The sequence below is a fragment of the Bradyrhizobium sp. CCBAU 11386 genome, assembly GCF_028128955.1.
Taxonomy (GTDB): Bacteria; Pseudomonadota; Alphaproteobacteria; order Rhizobiales; family Xanthobacteraceae; genus Bradyrhizobium.
The window spans coordinates 181,565-200,613 of record NZ_LBKA01000256.1 but is presented as its reverse complement, the minus strand read 5'-3'; the positions used below and the strand labels follow the sequence as shown (position 1 = coordinate 200,613).

At 63.6% G+C, this 19,049-nt stretch carries 17 protein-coding genes and 1 pseudogene; 5 read left to right on the top strand and 13 right to left on the bottom strand.

The window, feature by feature from the left end; genetic code table 11:
* Window positions 1–16: 16 nt before the first annotated feature.
* The 3 genes from XI09_RS37985 to ndk form a co-directional block, all read right to left on the bottom strand.
* On the bottom strand, window positions 17–2,224 hold the full coding sequence (locus XI09_RS37985) for a TonB-dependent receptor (protein ID WP_442869650.1): 2,208 nt from the start codon (window positions 2,222–2,224) through the stop codon (window positions 17–19).
* Between the two features lie 468 nt (window positions 2,225–2,692).
* A complete protein-coding gene (locus tag XI09_RS37980) occupies window positions 2,693–3,553 on the bottom strand; it encodes a TerC family protein (protein WP_271571456.1) in 861 nt (286 codons plus the stop codon).
* 44 nt (window positions 3,554–3,597) lie between these two features.
* The gene (ndk, locus tag XI09_RS37975) at window positions 3,598–4,020 is read right to left on the bottom strand and encodes a nucleoside-diphosphate kinase (RefSeq protein ID WP_011086893.1); all 423 of its coding nucleotides are present in this window, start codon (window positions 4,018–4,020) and stop codon (window positions 3,598–3,600) included.
* 310 nt (window positions 4,021–4,330) lie between these two features.
* Here ndk and XI09_RS37970 point away from each other — a divergent pair, with 310 nt between their 5' ends.
* The 3 genes from XI09_RS37970 (at window position 4,331) to XI09_RS37960 (ending at window position 6,919) form a co-directional block, all read left to right on the top strand.
* Window positions 4,331–4,591 carry a sulfur globule protein precursor gene (locus tag XI09_RS37970; RefSeq protein WP_271571455.1) on the top strand — a complete coding sequence of 87 codons (261 nt, stop codon included), beginning with the start codon at window positions 4,331–4,333 and terminating at the stop codon, window positions 4,589–4,591.
* A 211-nt stretch (window positions 4,592–4,802) separates the two neighbouring features.
* Window positions 4,803–4,982: a hypothetical protein gene (locus XI09_RS37965; protein ID WP_271571454.1), complete on the top strand. Its 180-nt coding sequence runs from the start codon at window positions 4,803–4,805 to the stop codon at window positions 4,980–4,982.
* 74 nt (window positions 4,983–5,056) lie between these two features.
* The gene (locus XI09_RS37960) at window positions 5,057–6,919 is read left to right on the top strand and encodes an ABC-F family ATP-binding cassette domain-containing protein (protein WP_271571453.1); all 1,863 of its coding nucleotides are present in this window, start codon (window positions 5,057–5,059) and stop codon (window positions 6,917–6,919) included.
* Window positions 6,920–7,072: 153 nt separating this feature from the next.
* Here XI09_RS37960 and XI09_RS37955 read toward each other — a convergent pair whose 3' ends face one another.
* The 4 genes from XI09_RS37955 to leuC form a co-directional block, all read right to left on the bottom strand.
* Window positions 7,073–8,107, bottom strand: coding sequence for an alpha/beta fold hydrolase (locus tag XI09_RS37955; protein ID WP_333939172.1), 1,035 nt, complete (start codon window positions 8,105–8,107; stop codon window positions 7,073–7,075).
* Between the two features lie 45 nt (window positions 8,108–8,152).
* Entirely contained in the window at window positions 8,153–9,472 is a 1,320-nt protein-coding gene (locus XI09_RS37950; RefSeq protein WP_271571494.1) for a 2-hydroxycarboxylate transporter family protein, read from the bottom strand.
* Between the two features lie 68 nt (window positions 9,473–9,540).
* Complete coding sequence (gene leuD / locus XI09_RS37945; protein ID WP_271571452.1) at window positions 9,541–10,149, bottom strand: 3-isopropylmalate dehydratase small subunit; 609 nt, start codon at window positions 10,147–10,149, stop codon at window positions 9,541–9,543.
* Window positions 10,146–11,570 carry a 3-isopropylmalate dehydratase large subunit gene (gene leuC, locus XI09_RS37940; protein ID WP_271571451.1) on the bottom strand — a complete coding sequence of 475 codons (1,425 nt, stop codon included), beginning with the start codon at window positions 11,568–11,570 and terminating at the stop codon, window positions 10,146–10,148. The genes leuD and leuC overlap by 4 nt, the downstream gene beginning before the upstream one ends.
* 121 nt (window positions 11,571–11,691) lie before the next feature.
* On the opposite strand from leuC, the gene XI09_RS37935 reads away from it, so the two are divergent.
* Window positions 11,692–12,612 (top strand): LysR family transcriptional regulator, encoded by a 921-nt coding sequence (locus XI09_RS37935; protein WP_271571450.1) that lies wholly within the window; start codon window positions 11,692–11,694, stop codon window positions 12,610–12,612.
* Between the two features lie 72 nt (window positions 12,613–12,684).
* On the opposite strand, the gene XI09_RS37930 is transcribed toward XI09_RS37935, so the two are convergent.
* The 5 genes and pseudogenes from XI09_RS37930 to XI09_RS37910 form a co-directional block, all read right to left on the bottom strand.
* The gene (locus tag XI09_RS37930) at window positions 12,685–13,356 is read right to left on the bottom strand and encodes a 3'-5' exonuclease (RefSeq protein WP_271571449.1); all 672 of its coding nucleotides are present in this window, start codon (window positions 13,354–13,356) and stop codon (window positions 12,685–12,687) included.
* A gap of 1 nt (window position 13,357) precedes the next feature.
* Window positions 13,358–14,737, bottom strand: coding sequence for a putative nucleotidyltransferase substrate binding domain-containing protein (locus XI09_RS37925; protein ID WP_271571493.1), 1,380 nt, complete (start codon window positions 14,735–14,737; stop codon window positions 13,358–13,360).
* 150 nt (window positions 14,738–14,887) lie between these two features.
* Window positions 14,888–15,160 (bottom strand): annotated as a pseudogene (locus XI09_RS37920) (cyclic nucleotide-binding domain-containing protein); the annotation flags it as partial.
* A gap of 117 nt (window positions 15,161–15,277) precedes the next feature.
* Entirely contained in the window at window positions 15,278–16,969 is a 1,692-nt protein-coding gene (locus XI09_RS37915) for a cation acetate symporter (RefSeq protein ID WP_271571448.1), read from the bottom strand.
* Window positions 16,966–17,268, bottom strand: a complete 303-nt coding sequence (locus XI09_RS37910) for a DUF485 domain-containing protein (RefSeq protein ID WP_130372142.1) — start codon at window positions 17,266–17,268, stop codon at window positions 16,966–16,968. Before XI09_RS37910 ends, XI09_RS37915 begins: the two co-directional genes overlap by 4 nt.
* A 351-nt stretch (window positions 17,269–17,619) precedes the next feature.
* On the opposite strand from XI09_RS37910, the gene XI09_RS37905 reads away from it, so the two are divergent.
* Window positions 17,620–18,408 carry a class I SAM-dependent methyltransferase gene (locus XI09_RS37905; protein WP_271571447.1) on the top strand — a complete coding sequence of 263 codons (789 nt, stop codon included), beginning with the start codon at window positions 17,620–17,622 and terminating at the stop codon, window positions 18,406–18,408.
* 129 nt (window positions 18,409–18,537) lie between these two features.
* Here the strand turns inward: XI09_RS37905 and XI09_RS37900 are convergent, their stop codons facing one another.
* Window positions 18,538–19,023 carry a hypothetical protein gene (locus XI09_RS37900; RefSeq protein ID WP_271571492.1) on the bottom strand — a complete coding sequence of 162 codons (486 nt, stop codon included), beginning with the start codon at window positions 19,021–19,023 and terminating at the stop codon, window positions 18,538–18,540.
* Window positions 19,024–19,049 lie beyond the last annotated feature (26 nt).

The following is a 19,049-nucleotide window of genomic DNA, read 5'->3' as shown; positions in this document are numbered from 1 at the left end:
CCGCAGCCGGCCCGGCTCAGAAATCGGTCGACATCGACAATAGCAGGGTTCGTGGCGTGCCTTGTGCCAGTGCGGAGAAGCTCGCCACGCCAGCCCAGTAGTTGGTATCGAACACGTTCTGAACCAGGGCCCGGAGCGTGACGGGCCGGTTGTTGATGCGCGTGGTGTAGCGGGCACCAAGGTCGAGCCGGGTCCAGGCCGGAACGACCTGCGTGTTCGCCCCGTCCAGATATTGATGCCCGGTATAGATGGTGTTTGCGACCAGCGTCAGTCCGGGTGCGAACGGCGTGTCCCATTCGGCGGACAGATTGGCCTGCACCTGAGGCACGCCGATCGGCGTCTTGCCGAGATTGGCCAGCGTGCTCGTCTTTGTCAGCTCCGCGTCGATCAACGTCACGCCGCCGAGGACGCGAATGCCCGGCTGCACTTCTCCAAACACGGTGAACTCGACGCCGCGATTGCGCTGTTCGGCGTCGGCCCGGAAGACCTTGTCGGCACCCAGCTGTCCCGACGGCTTGGTGATCTCGAACAGACTGATCGTGGTGGCCAGCATTCCAAGGTCGACCTTGACGCCCACTTCCTTCTGCTTGCTGAAATACGGCGCCAGGACCTCTCCTTGATTGCTCGCCGTCGTCGGTGCGATGTCGCCTTTGCTGAGTCCTTCGATGTAATTGGCGTAGAGCGAAACGTTGCTCCAGGGCTTGACGACCACACCGACCATCGGCGTGAACGCCGTCTGGTCGTAGGCGGAGGTAACAGCTCCCGTGGTGGTGTTGTAGTTGTTCGACTTGACGCCCTGTTGCCTGACGCCCACGGTCAGCTGAAGGCGCTCCTGGAAAACGGACATGGTGTCGGCCAGTGCAAGGCCGGTCAGCTCGGTATCCGACAGCTTCGGAACGGTCGCGGGAGCCGGAACGAGCTGCTCGGGCCGGGCGATCGGCGCATAGATGTTGGACAACACCGGCGTGCCGGACACGGAGCCTCGCGCGATCTGATCTGTGTAGTAGCTCCCCTGGATGGTCACGGCGTGACTGATCGCGGCGGTTTCGAGCCGGGCGCGCACACCGGCGTCGGCCACGTTCCTGTCGATGTCGAATTTGAAATGCCCCGGCGTCGACGTGGTGTTGCCCGCCGCGTTTAGGATCGTCGGCGTCCCGAACAGGCGATCGACCTGGGTCCTGCCGCCACCGCCGTCGGCGAACACCGTCACGGACTCAGTCACATCGTATTCGGCGCGCGCCAGCAGCGAGTTGTCGTGAACCTTGGCCCATTCCCAGGCCTGCGTGACGTTGCGCCGCCCGACCGGCGCGGTCGGGACGGCTACGCCGGTTGCGACCAGAAAAGGCCTTGTGGGCGCGTCGAACTTTTCCTCCTGATCGATGAAGTCGAGCGAAGCTCTGAACTTCTCGCCGCGATAGTCGAACGCTGCGGCGCCGACATGCGCCTCCCGGGTCTGGCTGTCCAGCGGTGTATCGCCGTTGTGATAGCTGCCATTGACGCGAATGCCGAATTCGCGGTTCTCGCCGAACCGTCGGCTCACGTCGAGGTGGGTACCGAACTGCGAACTCGTTGCGTAGTCGGTCGTGACCCGTGTGAGATCGATATCCCCAGCACGCTTTGGCACGATGTTGATGGTGCCGCCGACGCTGCTGTTCGGGGCCATGCCGTAAAGCAGCGCCGTCGGGCCTTTGATGATTTCGATGCGTTCGACGTAATCGGTAAACACACGATAGTTCGGTGCAATGCCATAGACGCCGTTGAAGGCGATTTCTCCGACATTGCCCTCGCCGATCGGAAAACCGCGGATGAAGAAAGAGTCGAGAATGCCGCCGGTCTGGCCCGTGAAACGGACCGAAGGGTCGTTGCTGACCACGTCGGCGACCGTGACGGCCTGTTGATCTTCGATCTTCTTCGCCGTGTAACTCGTGATGTTGAACGGCGTATCCATGAAATCCTTGTTGCCGAGCAAGCCGACCTGGCCTCCCCGGGCGACCTGCCCGCCTGCGTAGCTCGGCGGCAGTGCGCCGGGCCTCGCAGCCGTGGGGGCCGCTTCCGCCTGCAACTTGGCCCGCTCATTCGCGGGCGCGCTACGGCTCGCCCTGCGGCCTGGATTGGAGCGTGGGCGTGCGCGCGGCTTCGGCGCGTCTGCGGTGACGGTCACCGCCGGCAACGTGCTGCCCCGCTCCGTCTCCGGCGCAGCGCTTTGCGCACTGGTGCCGTGCATGAGGCCGTCACCGACCAAGGCAATGGAGACCACGGAGACCGCGAAGGCTCTCGGACTGGCGCACGTCAGAAGTGTTTTGATGCGAGCGGCAAGAACAGCAACAGGACGGCAAATCACTTTCGACGACATCGCACCAGCTTCCGATTTCATGAACATGAACGTCGGAGCGACGTGGCCTGGGGACCTTCGTCGAGTCAACGAAAGTACCCTTGAATCTCAGTAGTTTATAATAAGACAAGGTCTAAATCGCGTGGTGGTTGCGAAGGAGGACTCGCCGCGCAACGCAAGGTCTGCGGTGAAGCACAATGCGCGTCGCTTGTACGATCTCGATGATGGGAGACTTCGGCTCTCAGGCTGAGCCCGAGGCCGAGGATCGCTCGCGTACCATTGCCAACGCGGCGAGTATCCCGGTGGCGTGCCCGCCTCTCATCGCTGGAGAGAAAAGCACGACCGATCAGAACGTCGACGTCACTCCGCCGAGGCCTTGGCGTGCCGCTCGGAGGATTCGAGCGCGGCCGCGCTCAGGCTGCGCCGGCGCCAGATGGCGCCGACGACCAGCACGACGACGACGCCGAGCGCCGCGCAGAAATATTCGCCGCCTCCACCGCCATGGGTAAATTGCGGCGGGATGCGCAACGCGGCGAGCATCGAATCCAGCGACGCCCCGAACGGGCTGTCGAACAGCGAGTGGAGCTTCGGTGCGACGCCGGGATCGGTCGCGATCACCTCGCCCGCGATCCAGCCGAGCAGCGCGGCGCCGGCCCAGACCAGGACAGGCAGCTTTGCCAGCAGCGCCATGATCAGCGCAGCACCGGCGACGATCAGCGGCACGCTGATGGCAAGACCCAGCACCAGCAAGGGCACGCTGCCATTGGCGGCGGCGGCGACCGCAATGACGTTGTCCAGGCTCATGACGATGTCGGCGACGACGACGATCTGCACCGCCTGCCACAGATGCGAGGCGGACTCGACGCCGTCCTCGTCCTCGTTCTCCGGCACCAAGAGCTTGGCTGCGATCACGATCAGCGCGAGACCGCCGACGAGCTTGAGGTACGGCAGCGCCATCAGGCTCGCGACGATGCCGGTGAAGATGATCCGCAGCAGCACCGCGGCGCCGGCGCCCAGAATCATGCCCCACAGCCGGTGCCGCGGCTTCAGGCCGCGGCAGGCGAGCGCGATCACCAGCGCGTTGTCGCCGGAGAGCAGGATGTTGATCCAGATGATCTTGCCGACCGCGATCCAGAAGGTCGGTTCAGCCATCTCGTTGCGGAACTGGGTGAAGAATGCCCCGATCGTAGCGGGATCGAAGATCTGCCAGAGCCAGTTCACAATGAATCCTTTCGCGCCGTCGCTTTAACGTATCGGCTGAATGATCAGCCGACGATCTCGTTGCCCGAGAAGAACTGTGCGATCTCGATCGCGGCGGTCTCCGGCGCATCCGAACCGTGTGCGGAGTTCTCGCCGATCGACTTTGCGTAGAGCTTGCGGATGGTGCCTTCGGCCGCCTTGGACGGATCGGTCGCGCCCATCGCGTCGCGGTACTTGGCGACGGCGTTCTCGCCTTCGAGCACCTGGACGACCACCGGGCCCGAGGTCATGAACTCGACGAGCTCGCCGAAGAACGGGCGCGCCTTGTGAACGGCATAGAAGGTCTCGGCCTGTTCCTTGGTCATGCGGATGCGCTTCTGCGCGACGATGCGCAGGCCCGCCTTTTCGATCACGGCGTTAACCGCACCGGTCAGGTTACGCGCGGTCGCATCGGGCTTGATGATCGAGAAAGTGCGTTCGATGGCCATGATCTTGTCCTTGAGAAGAAAGCAGTGGTTGGGAGTTGCGGGGCTTATATCGGCGCCTTTGCCGGACGGCAAGCGACCGCCCAAGCCGCCTCCCGGGCGCTTCGCCGCAGGCAGCCCCGGCGGATCCAGACATGGATTACCGAGATTTCATCCAGATGAACCCAATCTGAAGCCCCCATTCAGGCCTTGGTTCAGCTTCGCCGGCGTAAGGTCGGGCCTATCGAAACCAAAGCCTGATCATCGGGCAGACCGTTTCGGCGGCCTTTCCATCGACGCGATACCTCGCGCCGGCAGTTTTGAGGAGATCACCATGTTGAGGAAACTTTCGCTTGCCGCAGTCGCCGCGGTCGCGCTGGGTGCCGCGCTGGCACCGACCTCGGCCTCTGCTCACTGGCATGGCGGCGGCTGGGGCTGGCACGGCGGCGGAGGTGGCTGGCACCACCACCACGGCTGGGGTGGACCGCGCTTCTATGTCGGCGGCCCCTCCTACGGTTATGGCGGCTGCTATGTGCGCCGGCTGGTCCCGACCCCCTGGGGACCCCGCTGGCGGCTGATCAACCGCTGCTACTGAGCCCGACAGCACCTTAAGTCAGGTGCCGCCCCCCTACGGCACCTTCCAAGAGAGGCCCCGGCGATCCCCCCGCCGGGGCCTTGCCTTTGAGCAGGGGCGACAGATTCATACAATTCTTACCAGAATGTCCGGCATTCCCCACGACCGGCGAAACCATTTGGAGGCCAACGACTTGGTACCGTGTCGTTACTCTGCAACATGGAACCTCGTGATGACGGGCCCTTTCGCCAATGACAGCGAACAGATCGACCGGCGTACCAGCCGCTCGATTCGCGATGCCGTGGGGGAACGGCTTCAGCAGAGACTCCGCCCCGACCCCCGGCTGCCCACGCATCTCGAACAGCTCCTCGACGAGCTGAAGAAGCGCGACCGCGAAGGTGGCGCGCACTGACAGGCGGGCATAGACATAGAACGGGCTGCGCAAAAACGGGTTGCGTTTGATCCCGGCTGCGGTGACAAGGCCGCATGCTGTCCATCACCGACCTCTCCATCCGCCTCGCCGGACGCCTTCTGATTGACCAGAGTTCCGTGCAGATCACGCCCGGATCGCGCGTCGGCATGGTCGGGCGCAACGGCACCGGCAAATCGACGCTGTTCAAGGTGATCCGCGGCGAGCTCGCGGCCGAGCACGGCGCGGTGACCCTGCCCCCACGCTGGCGCGTCGGCAGCCTCGCGCAGGAAGCCCCGAACGGCCCCGAGAGCCTGATCTCGGTCGTGCTCAAGGCCGATCTCGAACGCGACGCGCTGCTTCACGAAGCCGAGAGCGCCACCGACCCGCACCGGATCGCCGAGATCCAGACCCGGCTGGTCGACATCGACGCGCATTCGGCGCCGAGCCGTGCCGCCGCGATCCTCTCCGGCCTCGGCTTTTCCGCCGCCGATCAGCTCCGTCCCTGCGCCGAATTTTCCGGCGGCTGGCGCATGCGCGTCGCGCTCGCCGCGACGCTGTTCGCGGCCCCCGACCTGTTGCTGCTCGACGAGCCCACCAATTATCTCGATCTCGAAGGCACGCTGTGGCTCGAAGATCACCTCGCGCATTATCCGCGCACGGTGATCGTGATCAGCCACGACCGCGACCTCCTGGAAAGCTCGGTCGACCAGATCCTGCATCTGGAGCGCGGCAAGCTCACGCTCTACAAAGGCACCTACTCCTCCTTCGAGGAGCAGCGCGCCGCGCGCGAGCTGCTCGATGCGAAGCAGGTCAAGCGCCAGGAGGCCGAACGCGCGCGCCTGCAAGCCTTCGTCGACCGCTTCAAGGCCAAGGCCTCGAAAGCGCGCCAGGCGCAGTCACGCGTGAAGATGCTGGAGCGGCTGAAGCCGATCACCGCGCTGGTCACCGAGGACGTGCGCGAGATCAGCTTCCCCGCGCCGGAAAAAATCCTGTCGCCGCCGATCATCGCCGTCGACAACGCCTCGGTCGGCTACGATCCGGCGATGCCGGTGCTCGGCCGCGTCACCTTGCGCATCGACAATGACGACCGCATCGCGCTTCTCGGCGCCAACGGCAACGGCAAGTCGACGCTGGTGAAGCTGCTCGCCGGCCGCCTCGCGCCGTTCTCGGGCAAGGTCACGCGCGCCGACAAGCTGTCGATCGCCTATTTCGCGCAGCATCAGCTCGACGAATTGAACGAGGACGCCTCCGCCTACGACCACGTCCGCAAGCTGATGGGCGATGCGCCGGAAGCGAAAGTGCGTGCACGCGCCGGTGCGATCGGCTTTTCCGGCAAGGCGGCCGACACCAAGGTGGAAAAACTGTCGGGCGGCGAGAAGGCGCGGCTGCTCTTGGGACTTGCGACCTTCTTCGGCCCCAACATGATCATCCTGGACGAGCCGACCAACCATCTCGACATCGACAGCCGCGCCGCACTTGCGGAAGCCATCAACGAATTCCCCGGCGCCGTCATCATGGTCTCGCACGATCGCTATCTGATCGAGGCCTGCGCCGACCGGCTCTGGATCGTCGCCGACCGCACCGTCACCAATTACGACGGCGACCTCGACGAATACCGCCGCCTGGTGCTGTCGGCGCGCAGCAGCGAGCCCGCCCCGCGCGAGCGCAGTGCCGCAAGCGAGAAGCCCCCGCGCCCGAAGTCGGACAATCGCGGCTCGCTGAAGAAGCGCATTGCGGAAGCCGAATCCGAGATCGCCCGCGTCAGCGACATCATCGCCAAGATCGATACCGCGCTGTCGCTCCCCGACATCTTCACCCGCGACCCCAAGCAGGCCGCGCAGCTGTCGAAGGCGCGCGCGAATGCCGCGGACGCGCTGGCGCGCGCGGAAGAGCAATGGCTCGAGGCGAGCGCGCAGTTCGACGAGGCGGCGGGGTAGATTCAAAACCTCGAAAACAACCCATGCACAGTACAGGTATTTTCACACCCTTCCCTTAGCGATTGAACGGAGGGGTCTTTTGCGAGACGGTCGGCGAGCCTGACGCGGCCATGCCGGCGCAATTGCCGGCAGGCTTCGGCCCGCTACCGCTTATCACGCCCAGAACGCATTGAGCCGCTCGAGGAGCAGCTCCGGTGCTTCTTCCGGCAGATAATGGCCGCAGGGCAGGCTCCCGCCTCGCACGTCCTTCGCCTTGGCGCGCCAAGTGTCGAGTACGTCGTAGCTCGACCCAACGACTCCCTTTTCGCCCCACAGCACGAGGAGCGGGCAAGCTATCTTCTTGTCGGAATCCGCTTCATCATGGATCAGGTCGATCCCGGCGGCGGCGCGATAATCTTCGCACACGGCGTGCAACGTCTCGCGGGTGTAGCACCGGCGGTACTCCTCGAACGCAACCGGGTCGATGGCGCCCGGCGTCTTGTTCTGCTTCTTGATATGGGTCTGAAGGTAGAATTCGAGATTGTTGCCGATCAAGGTTTCCGGAAGCGGCGCCGGCTGAATCAGAAAGAACCACCACATATATCGCGTGGCGAACTCCTTGTTCACCTTGGCGTACATCGTCGCGGTCGGCGCAATGTCGAGCAGGACCGCCCTGGAGACGGCGTCCGGATAATCCAGCAACAGACGATGCAGAACGCGCCCGCCGCGATCGTGGCCGGCAGCCTGGAAGCGCTCAAAACCGAGCGCGCGCATCACCTCGACCTGATCCTGCGCCATCTCCCGCTTGGAATACGCGATACTGTCCTTGCCGCCGTCGGGCTTGCTCGAGTCGCCGTAGCCGCGCAGATCGGTCAGCACCACTGTGAAGCGCTCCGCGAGCTTAGGGGCGATCTTGTGCCAGCACGCCAATGTCTGCGGGTGTCCGTGCAGCAACAGCAGCGGCGGCCCCTCGCCCTTCACGAGCGCGTTGATTTCGGCCCCGCTGGTCTTGAGGCGCTTTTGCTGAAACCCTGGCAGCAAGTTTTGCAGCGCGCTGCTTGTCACGGCATTCTCCTGGGCGAAGGCACCCGGCGGCAACATGGCCGAACCAAGGGCTCCGGTTGTTAGCGCGATCGACATCAGATCGCGGCGCGTCAACCTGGTCGCGGATTGATCGGAACACGTTTCAACCCGTTCGAATTCGAGCATTGCAATTCTCCCCTGGAACATTCGTTGCTGCGCGGAGGGCGCGTATCAAGTCAGCGACCTCATCAAGAGCGTTGCAATCACGATCATGATCGCGCCGCCGACGCGGGTGGCGATCTGGGCAAACGCCATCAGGCCCATGCGATCCGCGGCGCCAAGAATGGCGACGTCACCGGTGCCCCCGAGGCCCGAGTGACAGGCGGTCACGATCGCCGCCTCGACCGGATACATGTTCAGCCACTTGCCGACGAAGAATCCCGACAGGATCATCGCCAGCACCGTGGTCGTGCAGATCATGATGTAGCCTGGATTGAAGGAGGCGACGAGTTGCTGCCATGAGACCAGCAATGTCCCCATTGCCACCAGGATCGCGAAAGTAAGGTTGGTCGACATGAACTTGTTGATCTGATACGCGCCGAGTTCCATCTCGGCTGGTAGCAGCCTCGTCAGCTTCAATGCGACCGCGGCGATGATCATCATGATCGGCCCCGGGATCCCGGTGAGCGGCGCCAGAATCACGCCGAGCACGAACAAGCCGCACGACAGCACCATGCCGGCACCGAGCAGTCCGAGATCGATCGGCTGGTCCGGCCGCGATTCGCCGAGAATGTCGTCGTCTCCGGTCTTGACCAGCATCCCTTTGCCATTGAGGTCGGTCCGCCTCTCGCCAAGGCGGGCCAGCAGGCCTGCACTGACGATCGCAACCACGTTGCCGAGCAGCGCCGCCGGCACCATCTGCGCAACGAGCTCGGCTTGCGGCCGATGCAACATCTCAGAATAGGCGATGGACAGCGGCAGGACACCTTCCGCAAGACCGCCGCCGACGATGGGAATGATGACGAAGAAGAACGTGTCCTTCGGGCTATGGCCGAACAGAAGCCCGACGGCGATGCCTGCCATGACGGCCGCGATCGTGCCGATCAGGAGCGGAACGAACATGCGAATGAAGCCCTGAACCAGGACCCGGTAGGGCATGCCGAGGATCGAGCCTGCGACGAGGCAGGCGATGAAGAAATACTGAAAGTTGGCGGTTCGGAACGTGGTCGTGATCGCCTTCAGAGCCGCATCCGGCATCAGGCCGTAGCTCACCAGGGCCGACGGCACGAACAGGCAGAGGATCGCCGTACCTCCGATCTGATTCACAACGGGGATGTTCTGGCCGAGCTTGCCCAGCAGGAAGCCGAGCAGCATCAGGACCGAAAGGCCGCCGATCACGTCGTTCGGCAACCTTCCGGAATAAACCGCCGCGCCGCAGACTAGCGCCGCGGCGCCGTAAATTCCGATCGGCAACGGGCCAATCTTGAGACGGGCGAGCTTCGTCGCGGCCGCGGTCTGCGGCGCCTCAGCCGCGCGATATGTCGTGTCCACCAAGGGTCCCTCCGCTGTTTATGGTTTCTCGTGGCGAGCGGATTCGAGCCGCGCCACGTTCGTGCAGTTCAGACGATCCAGGGGTTCTCCGCCCGATGCCGCGCCTCGAAGGCGCGTATGTCGTCGGCGAAGACGAGCGTGGATGCGATGAAATCGCGCCCAGTCAGAAAGGCCTCTTTTCTATCTGCCTCGATGTCGAACCCGATCGAGCGGCCACCGCAATCGAAGCGGATCGTCTGCGCGGCGAGGTCGATCTTGACGTCATTGCGCGAGCTATCGGCTACGACCTGAGCGAGCTCCGCCACCACGCCGGGATCGAGTGAAATCGTCAGCAGACCGTTGTTGGCGCAATTGTCGTTGAAGATGCCGGCGAAGCTGGTGCCAATCAGCGCGCGAATGCCGAGCTGCTGCAGTCCCCAAACGGCGTGCTCACGGCTCGACCCGCAGCCGAAGTTCGGGCCGACCACCAGAAAGCATGCGTCGCGGTAGCCGTCCTGGTTCAGGATGAAGTCCGGATTGGGCTTGCCGCCGCTGAAGCGCAGAAGGTTGAAAGCCCCCTCGCCCAGCCCGCTGCGGTCCACGCCCTTGAGGAACATTTTCGGCATGATGACGTCGGTGTCGACATTCGGCGCCATCATGGGCGCAGCCACGCCCGCAACTTGGCTAAACGGAATCATCGGCGCGCTCTTCGCAACAGGGAACGCACATCCGTGATGCGTCCGGTGACGGCTGCCGCGGCCACCATTGCCGGGCTCATTAGGTGCGTGCGCGCGCCCGGTCCCTGGCGGCCTTCGAAGTTGCGGTTGGTCGATGACGCGCAGCGTTCACCGGGTCTCAGCACGTCATCGTTCATCGCAAGGCACATCGAGCAACCGGATTGCCGCCATTCGACGCCGGCGTCGGTGAACACCTCGGCAAGACCTTCCGCCTCCGCCTGAATCCTGACCTGGGTCGAGCCCGGCACGACGATCGCACGGACGCCCTCGGCAACCCGGCGGCCGCGAAAGATCTCGGCTGCATCGCGCAGATCCTCGATCCGCGCATTCGTGCAGGAGCCGATAAAGGCGAAGTCGATTGAGACGGACTGAATGGGAATGCCGGACTTCAAGCCCATATAGTCGAGCGCGCGCAGGGCTGCCGCCCGGCGATCGGGCGCGGCTTGCCCGGTGGGATCGGGAACGCGGTCGGTCACGGCGATCGCCTGGTCCGGGCTGATCCCCCAGGTCACCAGCGGAGCGACTTCCGACACGTCCAGCGCGACCTCGCGGTCGAAACGCGCATCGGGATCGGAGGCCAGCGTCAGCCAGTGCGCGGCAGCCGGCGCCCACATCTCACCCTTCGGCGCGCGAGGACGTCCGTTGAGATAGTCCAGCACCTTCTGGTCCGGCGCGATGACCACGCCGCGCGCACCAGCCTCGACGATCATGATCGACATGACGATCCGGCCCTCGACGCTCATATCCGAGACCACCGGGCCGCTGAACTCCACGGCGTAGCCGGTGGCGCCATCGGCGCCGATGCGTCGGATCACCTCCATGACGACGTCCTTGGCGGTGACGCCGAGCGACAGGCGGCCGGTGAGTTGCACGCGCATGGTCTTGAGGCGGCGGTAGCGAACGGTCGAGGTCGCGAGGTAGTGCTCGATATCGGAGGTTCCGATGCCGTAGCCGACCGCACCGAAGGCGCCGTAAGCCGTGCTGTGGCTGTCACCGGCCGCGATGACCATGCCCGGCATGACCAGCCCCTGCTCGGGCGCAACCACATGTTCGATGCCTTGGCGGGGATCGAGGATGTCGAAATATTCGATGCCGAAATCCCTGGCATTTTCGGCGAAATAGTCGACCTGCCGCGCTGCGCCGCTGTCTGGCATCGACCGGGTGCGGTGCGCGCTGGTCGGATTGACGTGATCGACCACCATCAGCGCGGCGCGTGGGTTCCAGACCTTGCGCCCGGCAGCGCGCAGCCCGGCGAAGGCCTGCGGGCTGGTATATTCGTTAAGCACGGTGCGGTCGACATAGAGCAGCACGAGGCCGGCATCGTCGAGGTTGCGGACGACGTGCGCGTCGATCAGCTTGTCATACAGCGTGCGCGCAGCCATCGCGCTTTCTCCTACAGAAGTCTTGCTGCACCGTGACGCCGGCGATACTGGAAATCCAATGTCGTGTTCTGATATCGTTATGCAAGTTATGCATAAACGTGGCACATTCAGGAGACCTGCGATGGAGATCAACTGGCTGCACGATTTTATCGCTGTGGCGACCACGCGCAGCTTCTCGCGCGCTGCGGAGCAGCGGAATTGCTCGCAGCCTGCGCTGAGCCGCAGGATCCAGGCGCTGGAAGTGTGGACCGGCGCGCCGCTGCTGGATCGCACGACGCACAGCGTCAATCTCACGGCGGCAGGCGAAGGCTTTCGAGAGACGGCCGAGGACGTTCTGCGGCGGCTCGCAGCCGGCCGGCTCGACGCCCAGGAACGGGCTCGCGGCGCCTCCGACGTGCTGAAGTTCGCTTCGACCAACGCGCTGTCGCTGACCTTCTTTCCCGATTGGCTGCGCGGAATCGAGACCGAGCTGTCATTCGTTCCGAACGTGCAGCTCGTCGCCAACCACATGGAAGCCTGTGAACGGATACTGCTCGCAGGCGATGCGCACTTCCTGCTCTGCCACTACCACCCCGCTGCGGCCACGGCTTTGGCGCCCTCGCATTTCCGCTCGCTCCATGTCGGAGATGACAGGCTCATTCCGGCATCGGTGCCGACGTCAAGCCGGAGCCGCAAGCCGCGATTCAAGCTCCCAGGCACGCAAGCCGCAGCGGTGCCGTTCCTGAGCTTCCGTCCTGAATCGGGCATGGGGCGGATTCTCGACGCGGTGCGCGCGACGTCGCCGTTGGACGCGCGTCTTCGCACAACCTTCACCTCTCATCTGGCCAAGCTGCTGGTGACGATGGTCCAGGCCGGCCGCGGCATGGCGTGGCTGCCGGAAAGCCTGATCAGCGATCAACTCGCCTCCGGCCAGATCGTCCCGGCCGGCGGGCCGGAATGGTACGTTCCGATCGAAATCCACGTGTTCCGACCGAAGCTCCGCCTCGCGCACGCCGCAGAGGCGTTCTGGCGGCATATCGAGAAGAACAGCGCCAAAGCATGATCCGGAAAAGTGCGAAGCGGTTTTCCGGAGAGATTATGCGCAAACAACAACCTGCAGCACCATAGGCCCCGGTCATGCCCCGATCGGATTGAACACCGCGCTGGTCCGCTGGCGCGGGATGCGCACGCCGCGCCTGGTCAGGTCGCGCAACTGCAGGAACATCATCGCAGTCATCAATGCGTCGTTGAAAGCATCGTGCTGCCCAAGAGACGGAATGCAGAGGTCGTGGAGGATCGCGGCGAACGACAGATCGACCGGGGTGTTTGGAGGCGCGTTGCCGTATTTGCGTTCGTAGTAAAGCCGCGACACTTCGATGCGTTCGTTGGGCAGTTCGATTCCCACCAGCGGCAGGATGTACTTGTCGAGCATGGCGATGTCGAAGTCGACATAATAGCCGATCAGCGGACGCGGCCCGATGAAATGCAGAAAGCCTGGCAGCACCTTCCAGACGATCGGCGACGCCTCGACGTCGGACCGGCGCAAGCGGTGAATCTTGATCGCCTCCGCCTCCAGTTCGCTATCGGGATGGACGATGGCTTCGAAACGCGCGCTGGTCAAAATCCGGTTGCCGCGGATCTTGATTGCGGCAATGGCGACAACGTCGTCCGTTCGCACATTCAGACCGGTGGTCTCGCAATCGATGACGACAAACTCGTCGTCCGGAGCGCGATCGAACATGAATCGATACGATTGATCGCTCAGGGTCGCCTGGTGCAACAGTCGCTTGATCGCACGCGGCAGCATTCTAGAACATGCCGAGCTTGAAATGATGACCGACAATTTCCCGAAACTTCTTCACCACCTGGAGCGCGTCACGCAATAGATGACGTTCCATGCTGGACAAGTGCGCCGGTCTCACCAGAGTACCCGATGCGCCCGCGGATGCGGCCAGCTGCCCGTCGAGCCGAAGCATCAGCAGGAATCGGAAGGCTTGTTTCAGGTCGCGTCCAAAGTCCAGTTGCAGCACGCCGAGATCACAGAGCCGAGAAATCCGCTTGTCGGTGGCGGTCTCGCGCAGGCCCTGTTCGAGCGCCAGACTGCGAACGCCGTGCACGATGGGAAAGATGCCGCCCTTCTTGAGATCCAGCGCATCGCCGGTGCCCTCGGACGTGATCAGGTTGTTGAAGAGGCCGATCGGCGTTTCAAACGCGTCAACGGCGCGCGCGAAGTGGGCCATGAACGCCTGCTCGCCCCGGGTCATGTCGATCAGCGCCGTCTTGGCGTCGTTCAGGAGTTGCTCATTGCCCGCGATCGCCTGCGCATCGTAGACGATGGCCACATTCATGTGCCCGGCCTGATCGGGAAGCACGATCCAGCGGCGCAAATCTGCGAGATAGTCCGAAAGCGGCCGGGACCACAGCGGATTGCGCACCATGATATCGCCCGGACAGGGCGGAAAGTCGAAGCTCTGTAGAGCGACGAAGAATTCCTGACGGAACGCCTCCAGGATTTCGCCCTGCATCGGACCTGCGAGGATAAGGCCGTTGTCCTGGTCGGTACGGATGGTCTGCTCGCCCCGCCCTTCGCTTCCCATCACGATCAAGCAGCTGCTGGTGCGCAGCTCGGCCGGCGCGACCATTTCGAACAATCGCGACAGCAGGCGTCGGTTGAGGTCGGAGACAATCTCCGCAATGACCTCCACCTTGACCCCTTGCCGTCGCAGCACGCGCGTTTGCGTCTCGATCTCCCGCGCCGCGGTAGCGAGGTCCTGCTGACTCGAGGCTCGATCGATGCGGCCGGCAGTGACTTGAGCGCTTCCCGCCAAGAACCCCAGCAGATCGATCTCCTCCAAAATTCCGACGAGCTCTTCGCCGTCGCGCACGGCAAGCCGCCGCTTGTTGTGCTTGGTCATGAGCAGGAGAGCCGAGGAGACGAAATCATCACGGCGCAGCGACACGATATCGAAATTCGCGAGCTCGCCGACCGGCGTCTGGATGGACTGGCGCCGCAGCACCACCGCCTTGGACAGATTCATGCCGGTCACGATGCCGATCCGCTCGCCGTCCCGGACAAACAGCGCATTGCTGTTGATCTCGCGCATCAGATGCCCGGCGGCCTCGATCGTATCACTGGCAGCCAGAAACACCGGCGGATGCAGGAACAGTTCGCCGACCTTGGCGTGCATCAACGAGCCGTAGCGTCCCGTCTCCTCGTCGTTGGCGAGTTCGTCCAGCTTCTGGGATATCTCACGGTAGAAAAAAGCCGCAAAGCGCGGGTTCGCCTTGATCAGATCGAGCGCGACCTTCCTGGGGATCACGTAGCAAAGCGTCTCGTCGCGAGCGAGAAACTGGTGCCCGCTATGGTCGTGAACGAGCGCGCGGCTGTCGAACGTGTCCTTGGGACCGAGCAATGCCAGCAGGTCGGCCTCGTTCCGCTCCTCGACGATGCCCTTGATCACGACATAGAGCGCCTCCGCCGGGGCGTCCCGCCTGATGATCGCTTCGCCCGGACTGAAGTACCCGATGTCCAGCGCGGTCCGCAACGTCTCGGCCTCGCTCGGCGTCAGACGATCGAACGGCGGGTTGGTGATATCGAACGCCTTGGGCATTGCGGCCTTTCGAAGATGCGGACCATCCGAGGATCCGACGGCTGACCATCGAAGGCGCAGCACCGGCCGGTCCATGTGAACCGGTCGGTACCGAAGCGACGTCTCGCAGATCCTCGCCTAGTGAGCCGTGGCCGAAGCAGCACCGATACCGGTCTGAGATCGGACATATTGCGCGTCAAAGCCATCGCGATCGGCCGCGGCACGCTTGCTGCGGTCCAGGGTCGAGACCAGCCAGATCCCCGCAAAGGCGAGCGCCATCGAGAACAGCGCCGGATTGTCCAACTTGATGGGAGCCGACCCCTTGGCGAAGCCAAGCGTCGCCTCCCAGACTGCCGGCGAGAGGACCACGCCCACAACCGCGCTGACCAGGCCAAGGAAGCCGCCGAACACGGCTCCCCGTGTCGTCAGGCCTCTCCAGAAGATCGACATCACCAGCACGGGGAAGTTGCAGGACGCCGCGATGGCGAAAGCAAGGCCTACCATGAAGGCGACGTTCTGGTTCTCGAACACGATGCCCAGGAAGATCGCAAGCACGCCGAGCACCAGTGTCGCAATCTTCGAGACCCGGATCTCGTCCTGCTCGTTTGCGTTCCCGCCCTTGATCACCATGCCGTAGAGATCGTGGCTGATGGACGATGCCCCGGCCAGAGCCAAGCCTGACACGACGGCCAGGATCGTGGCAAAGGCAACGGCCGAAATGAAGCCAAGGAACAGATTGCCGCCGACGGCGTTCGCGAGATGAATCGCTGCCATGTTGGAGCCGCCCTTGATCGCCGCGATTCCGCTCTTGGTCTTCTCGAGAATGCTCCCATCCAGAAACATCGCGTCGGTCGAAACCAGCGTGATCGCGCCAAAGCCGATGATGAAGGTCAGGATATAGAAATAGCCGATGAAACCCGTGGCGTAGAACACGGACTTGCGGGCCGCCTGAGCGTCCTTCACGGTGAAGAAGCGCATCAGGATGTGAGGCAGGCCCGCCGTTCCGAACATCAGCGCCAGACCGAGCGAGATGGCGGAGAGCGGATTGGAAATCAGGCTGCCGGGCTCCATGATCGCGAGTTTCTTGGGATGCACCTCGGTCGCCTTGGTGAACAGCGCTTCCGGGCTGAACCCGAACTTGTAGAGGACCGCGGCGGCCATGAACGTTGCGCCTGAGAGCAACAGCACCGCCTTGATGATCTGCACCCAGGTCGTCGCCTTCATCCCGCCGAACGTCACGTAGATCATCATCAGGCCGCCAACCAGGACGACCGCGATCCAGTAGTCGAGACCGAACAACAGCTGGATCAGCTTACCGGCGCCGACCATCTGCGCGATGAGATAGAACGCAACCGTCACCAGCGAGCCGCACGCCGCCAGGATACGGATTTCGGTCTGTCCGAGCCGAAACGAGGTCACGTCGGCAAAGGTGAACTTTCCGAGGTTGCGCAATTGTTCGGCGATCAGAAAGGTGACGATCGGCCATCCCACCAGCCAGCCGACGGAGTAGATCAAGCCGTCGTAGCCCGAGGTATAGACGAGGCCGGATATGCCGAGGAAGGACGCCGCCGACATGTAGTCGCCTGCGATCGCAAGTCCGTTCTGGAATCCCGTGATTCCGCCGCCGGCCGAGTAGAAATCTGCAGCCGACGCGGTCCGTTTGGCGGCCCAATAGGTGATGCAGAGCGTCAGGCCAACAAACCCGACGAACATGCCGATCGCCGACCAGTTGGTCGCCTGCTTGGAGCCGCCTTCGACGGCACCGGCGGCGAGCGCGATGGTGGGCAAGCTTGCGAGCAGAATCACCGATAGCGAGGCGAATTTCTTCACGAGCGATTCTCCTCGACAATTTTGCGGATAAGTACGTCGTAGCTGGAATTCGCCCGGCGGACATAGATACCCGTCAGCACGAAGGCGAGCACGATGACGGACAGTCCGATGGGGATGCCGATCGTCGTCACGCCGCTGCCCAGCGGTATTCCCAGAAATTTGGGAGCGTAGGCGACCAGCAGGATGAAGCCGAAATAAATGACAAGCATGACCGCCGACAGCAGCCAGCCGAGTGACGAACGTCGGCGCACGAGCTCCTGGTAGTTCGGATCGCGTTCAATCTTGGCGAGGTTGCTCACGTCAATGATCCCCTGGATGATCCTCTGAAATTTCTTGCCATGACGGATGCCCCTTCTCTCGGGGAGCTGTCCTAGCCTGCACTGACGGCCGGCCGGGCTCCATGATCCAGATCAAGCGCGGTCGATCCTCGTGCGAATGTGTCTGCAGGCGGCGCGTCAATCGGAAATATCCGCGCCTGCCGACGAAATGGCGCATGTCGCTTGCGCACGTTTGAGGTTAGGTTGGATACGATTTTGCGTCAGCGCATCGCGGATGATCCGGCTCTACGGTCGACAACGATCGGCATTTTCAGCCCAAACGATTTCTAGCCCAAGCGATCTGCAAACAAGGAATGATCAAGGGATCCTCAAATGCCTACACCCGAACCGATCAAGTTCACCGACGGCGTGGCTTACGAGCGCTTCATGGCCCCCTGGAGCCGATCGGCCGGCGCACTCTTCCTGGACTGGCTGGCGCCAGGCTCCGGATTGGCCTGGGTCGATGTCGGTTGCGGCAATGGCGCGTTTACCGAGCTCATCCTTGCGGCGTCCGCCCCGTCGTCCGTTTGCGCGATCGATCCCTCCGACGCGCAGATCGCGACGGCGCGCGCGAAACTGTCAGCAAAGCAGGTCGAGCTTTCGATTGGCGATGCCATGGCCCTTCCCTACGACGCCAATCGTTTCGACGTTGCGGTGATGGCGCTGGCGCTGTTCTTCGTCCCCGACGCGTACAAAGGTGCCGCGGAGATGGTCCGCGTCACCAGGCCCGGCGGCATGGTCGCGTCCTACACCTGGGACATCGTCCGGGGCGGCTCGCCTACGCAGCCCCTGTGGGAGGAAATGGACGCTCTCGGCAAACCCGCACAGCGCCCGCCGAGTGCGGATGTATCGCGGTTCGAGGCGCTGAAGCCGCTTTGGGCGGAGCTCGGCCTCCGCGAGGTCGAAACTCGCGAACTGGTTGTTGAACGAACGTTTGCGAATTTCGATGACTACTGGCTGTCGATGGTCGTCAGCAGCCCGGCCGGCGTGTTGGCAAAGCTGTCGGAGACGGAGAGCGCGGAGCTCATGCGCCGGCTGCGGGCAAGACTGCCGGCGAGCGCGAGCGGTGAGATCAAGGTTCATGCCTCGGCCACCGCGATCAAGGGACGCAAAGCCGCTTGATGATCCGGACGGTCGCGAACGGCGATCACCGCATTTCGGCGATCACCGCATTTCCGAGACCGAGCGGTCAGATCCTGTCGCTCCGAAGATGCAATGAAGGGACGGCCACAGCCGTCCCGCAAGCTCGCCTTACGCCGACTTCTTCTTCGCCTTCGGCTTGGTCGCCTTCGGCATGACAGGCGCCTCCGGCGTGCCCTCGATCGAGGACAGGCGGCCGGACGTGAACGTGTAGATGCCGGCGCGCGGACCGGTGGTCCAGGTCACCACGGCGACGCGCCGGCCGATGGCATCATTGGAGAGGTTGACATTCGAGGGCGCGCCGATGCCGCGCACCACGTCGCATTCGGTGTGGCCGAGCGCGACCGTGCCGCCCGTGGGCGCCGTCGTCGACGCATTGGCATCAGCAGGTCCAGGAGGCGGCGCCATGCCGGGACAGGCCCCGTCGGCGCTAACCAGATCTTCCGCCGTCACGGGCTTGTCGGGGGTCAGCGGCGGCGATTCAATCGAGATGCTCTTGATGAACAGGCGGCTGGGCGTGTTGAACCACTGGGCATCCTTGGACAGCAGATCGCTCGCGCCAGAGCAGCCCGCGACCAGCGGTGCTACGGCAGCCAACGCAACTATGAGCGAGCCGGGAAGCT

Coding starts and splice junctions, on each gene's coding strand:
- XI09_RS37955 (WP_333939172.1), bottom strand. CDS start 8,107: ATGCTCGAATTCGAACGGGTTGAAACGTGTTCCGATCAATCCGCGACC.
- leuC (WP_271571451.1), bottom strand. CDS start 11,570: ATGGCTGCGCGCACGCTGTATGACAAGCTGATCGACGCGCACGTCGTC.
- XI09_RS37905 (WP_271571447.1), top strand. CDS start 17,620: ATGCCTACACCCGAACCGATCAAGTTCACCGACGGCGTGGCTTACGAG.
- XI09_RS37935 (WP_271571450.1), top strand. CDS start 11,692: ATGGAGATCAACTGGCTGCACGATTTTATCGCTGTGGCGACCACGCGC.
- ndk (WP_011086893.1), bottom strand. CDS start 4,020: ATGGCCATCGAACGCACTTTCTCGATCATCAAGCCCGATGCGACCGCG.
- XI09_RS37925 (WP_271571493.1), bottom strand. CDS start 14,737: ATGCACGCCAAGGTCGGCGAACTGTTCCTGCATCCGCCGGTGTTTCTG.
- XI09_RS37965 (WP_271571454.1), top strand. CDS start 4,803: ATGACGGGCCCTTTCGCCAATGACAGCGAACAGATCGACCGGCGTACC.
- XI09_RS37960 (WP_271571453.1), top strand. CDS start 5,057: ATGCTGTCCATCACCGACCTCTCCATCCGCCTCGCCGGACGCCTTCTG.
- XI09_RS37970 (WP_271571455.1), top strand. CDS start 4,331: ATGTTGAGGAAACTTTCGCTTGCCGCAGTCGCCGCGGTCGCGCTGGGT.
- XI09_RS37985 (WP_442869650.1), bottom strand. CDS start 2,224: ATGCACGGCACCAGTGCGCAAAGCGCTGCGCCGGAGACGGAGCGGGGC.
- XI09_RS37930 (WP_271571449.1), bottom strand. CDS start 13,356: ATGCTGCCGCGTGCGATCAAGCGACTGTTGCACCAGGCGACCCTGAGC.
- leuD (WP_271571452.1), bottom strand. CDS start 10,149: ATGATTCCGTTTAGCCAAGTTGCGGGCGTGGCTGCGCCCATGATGGCG.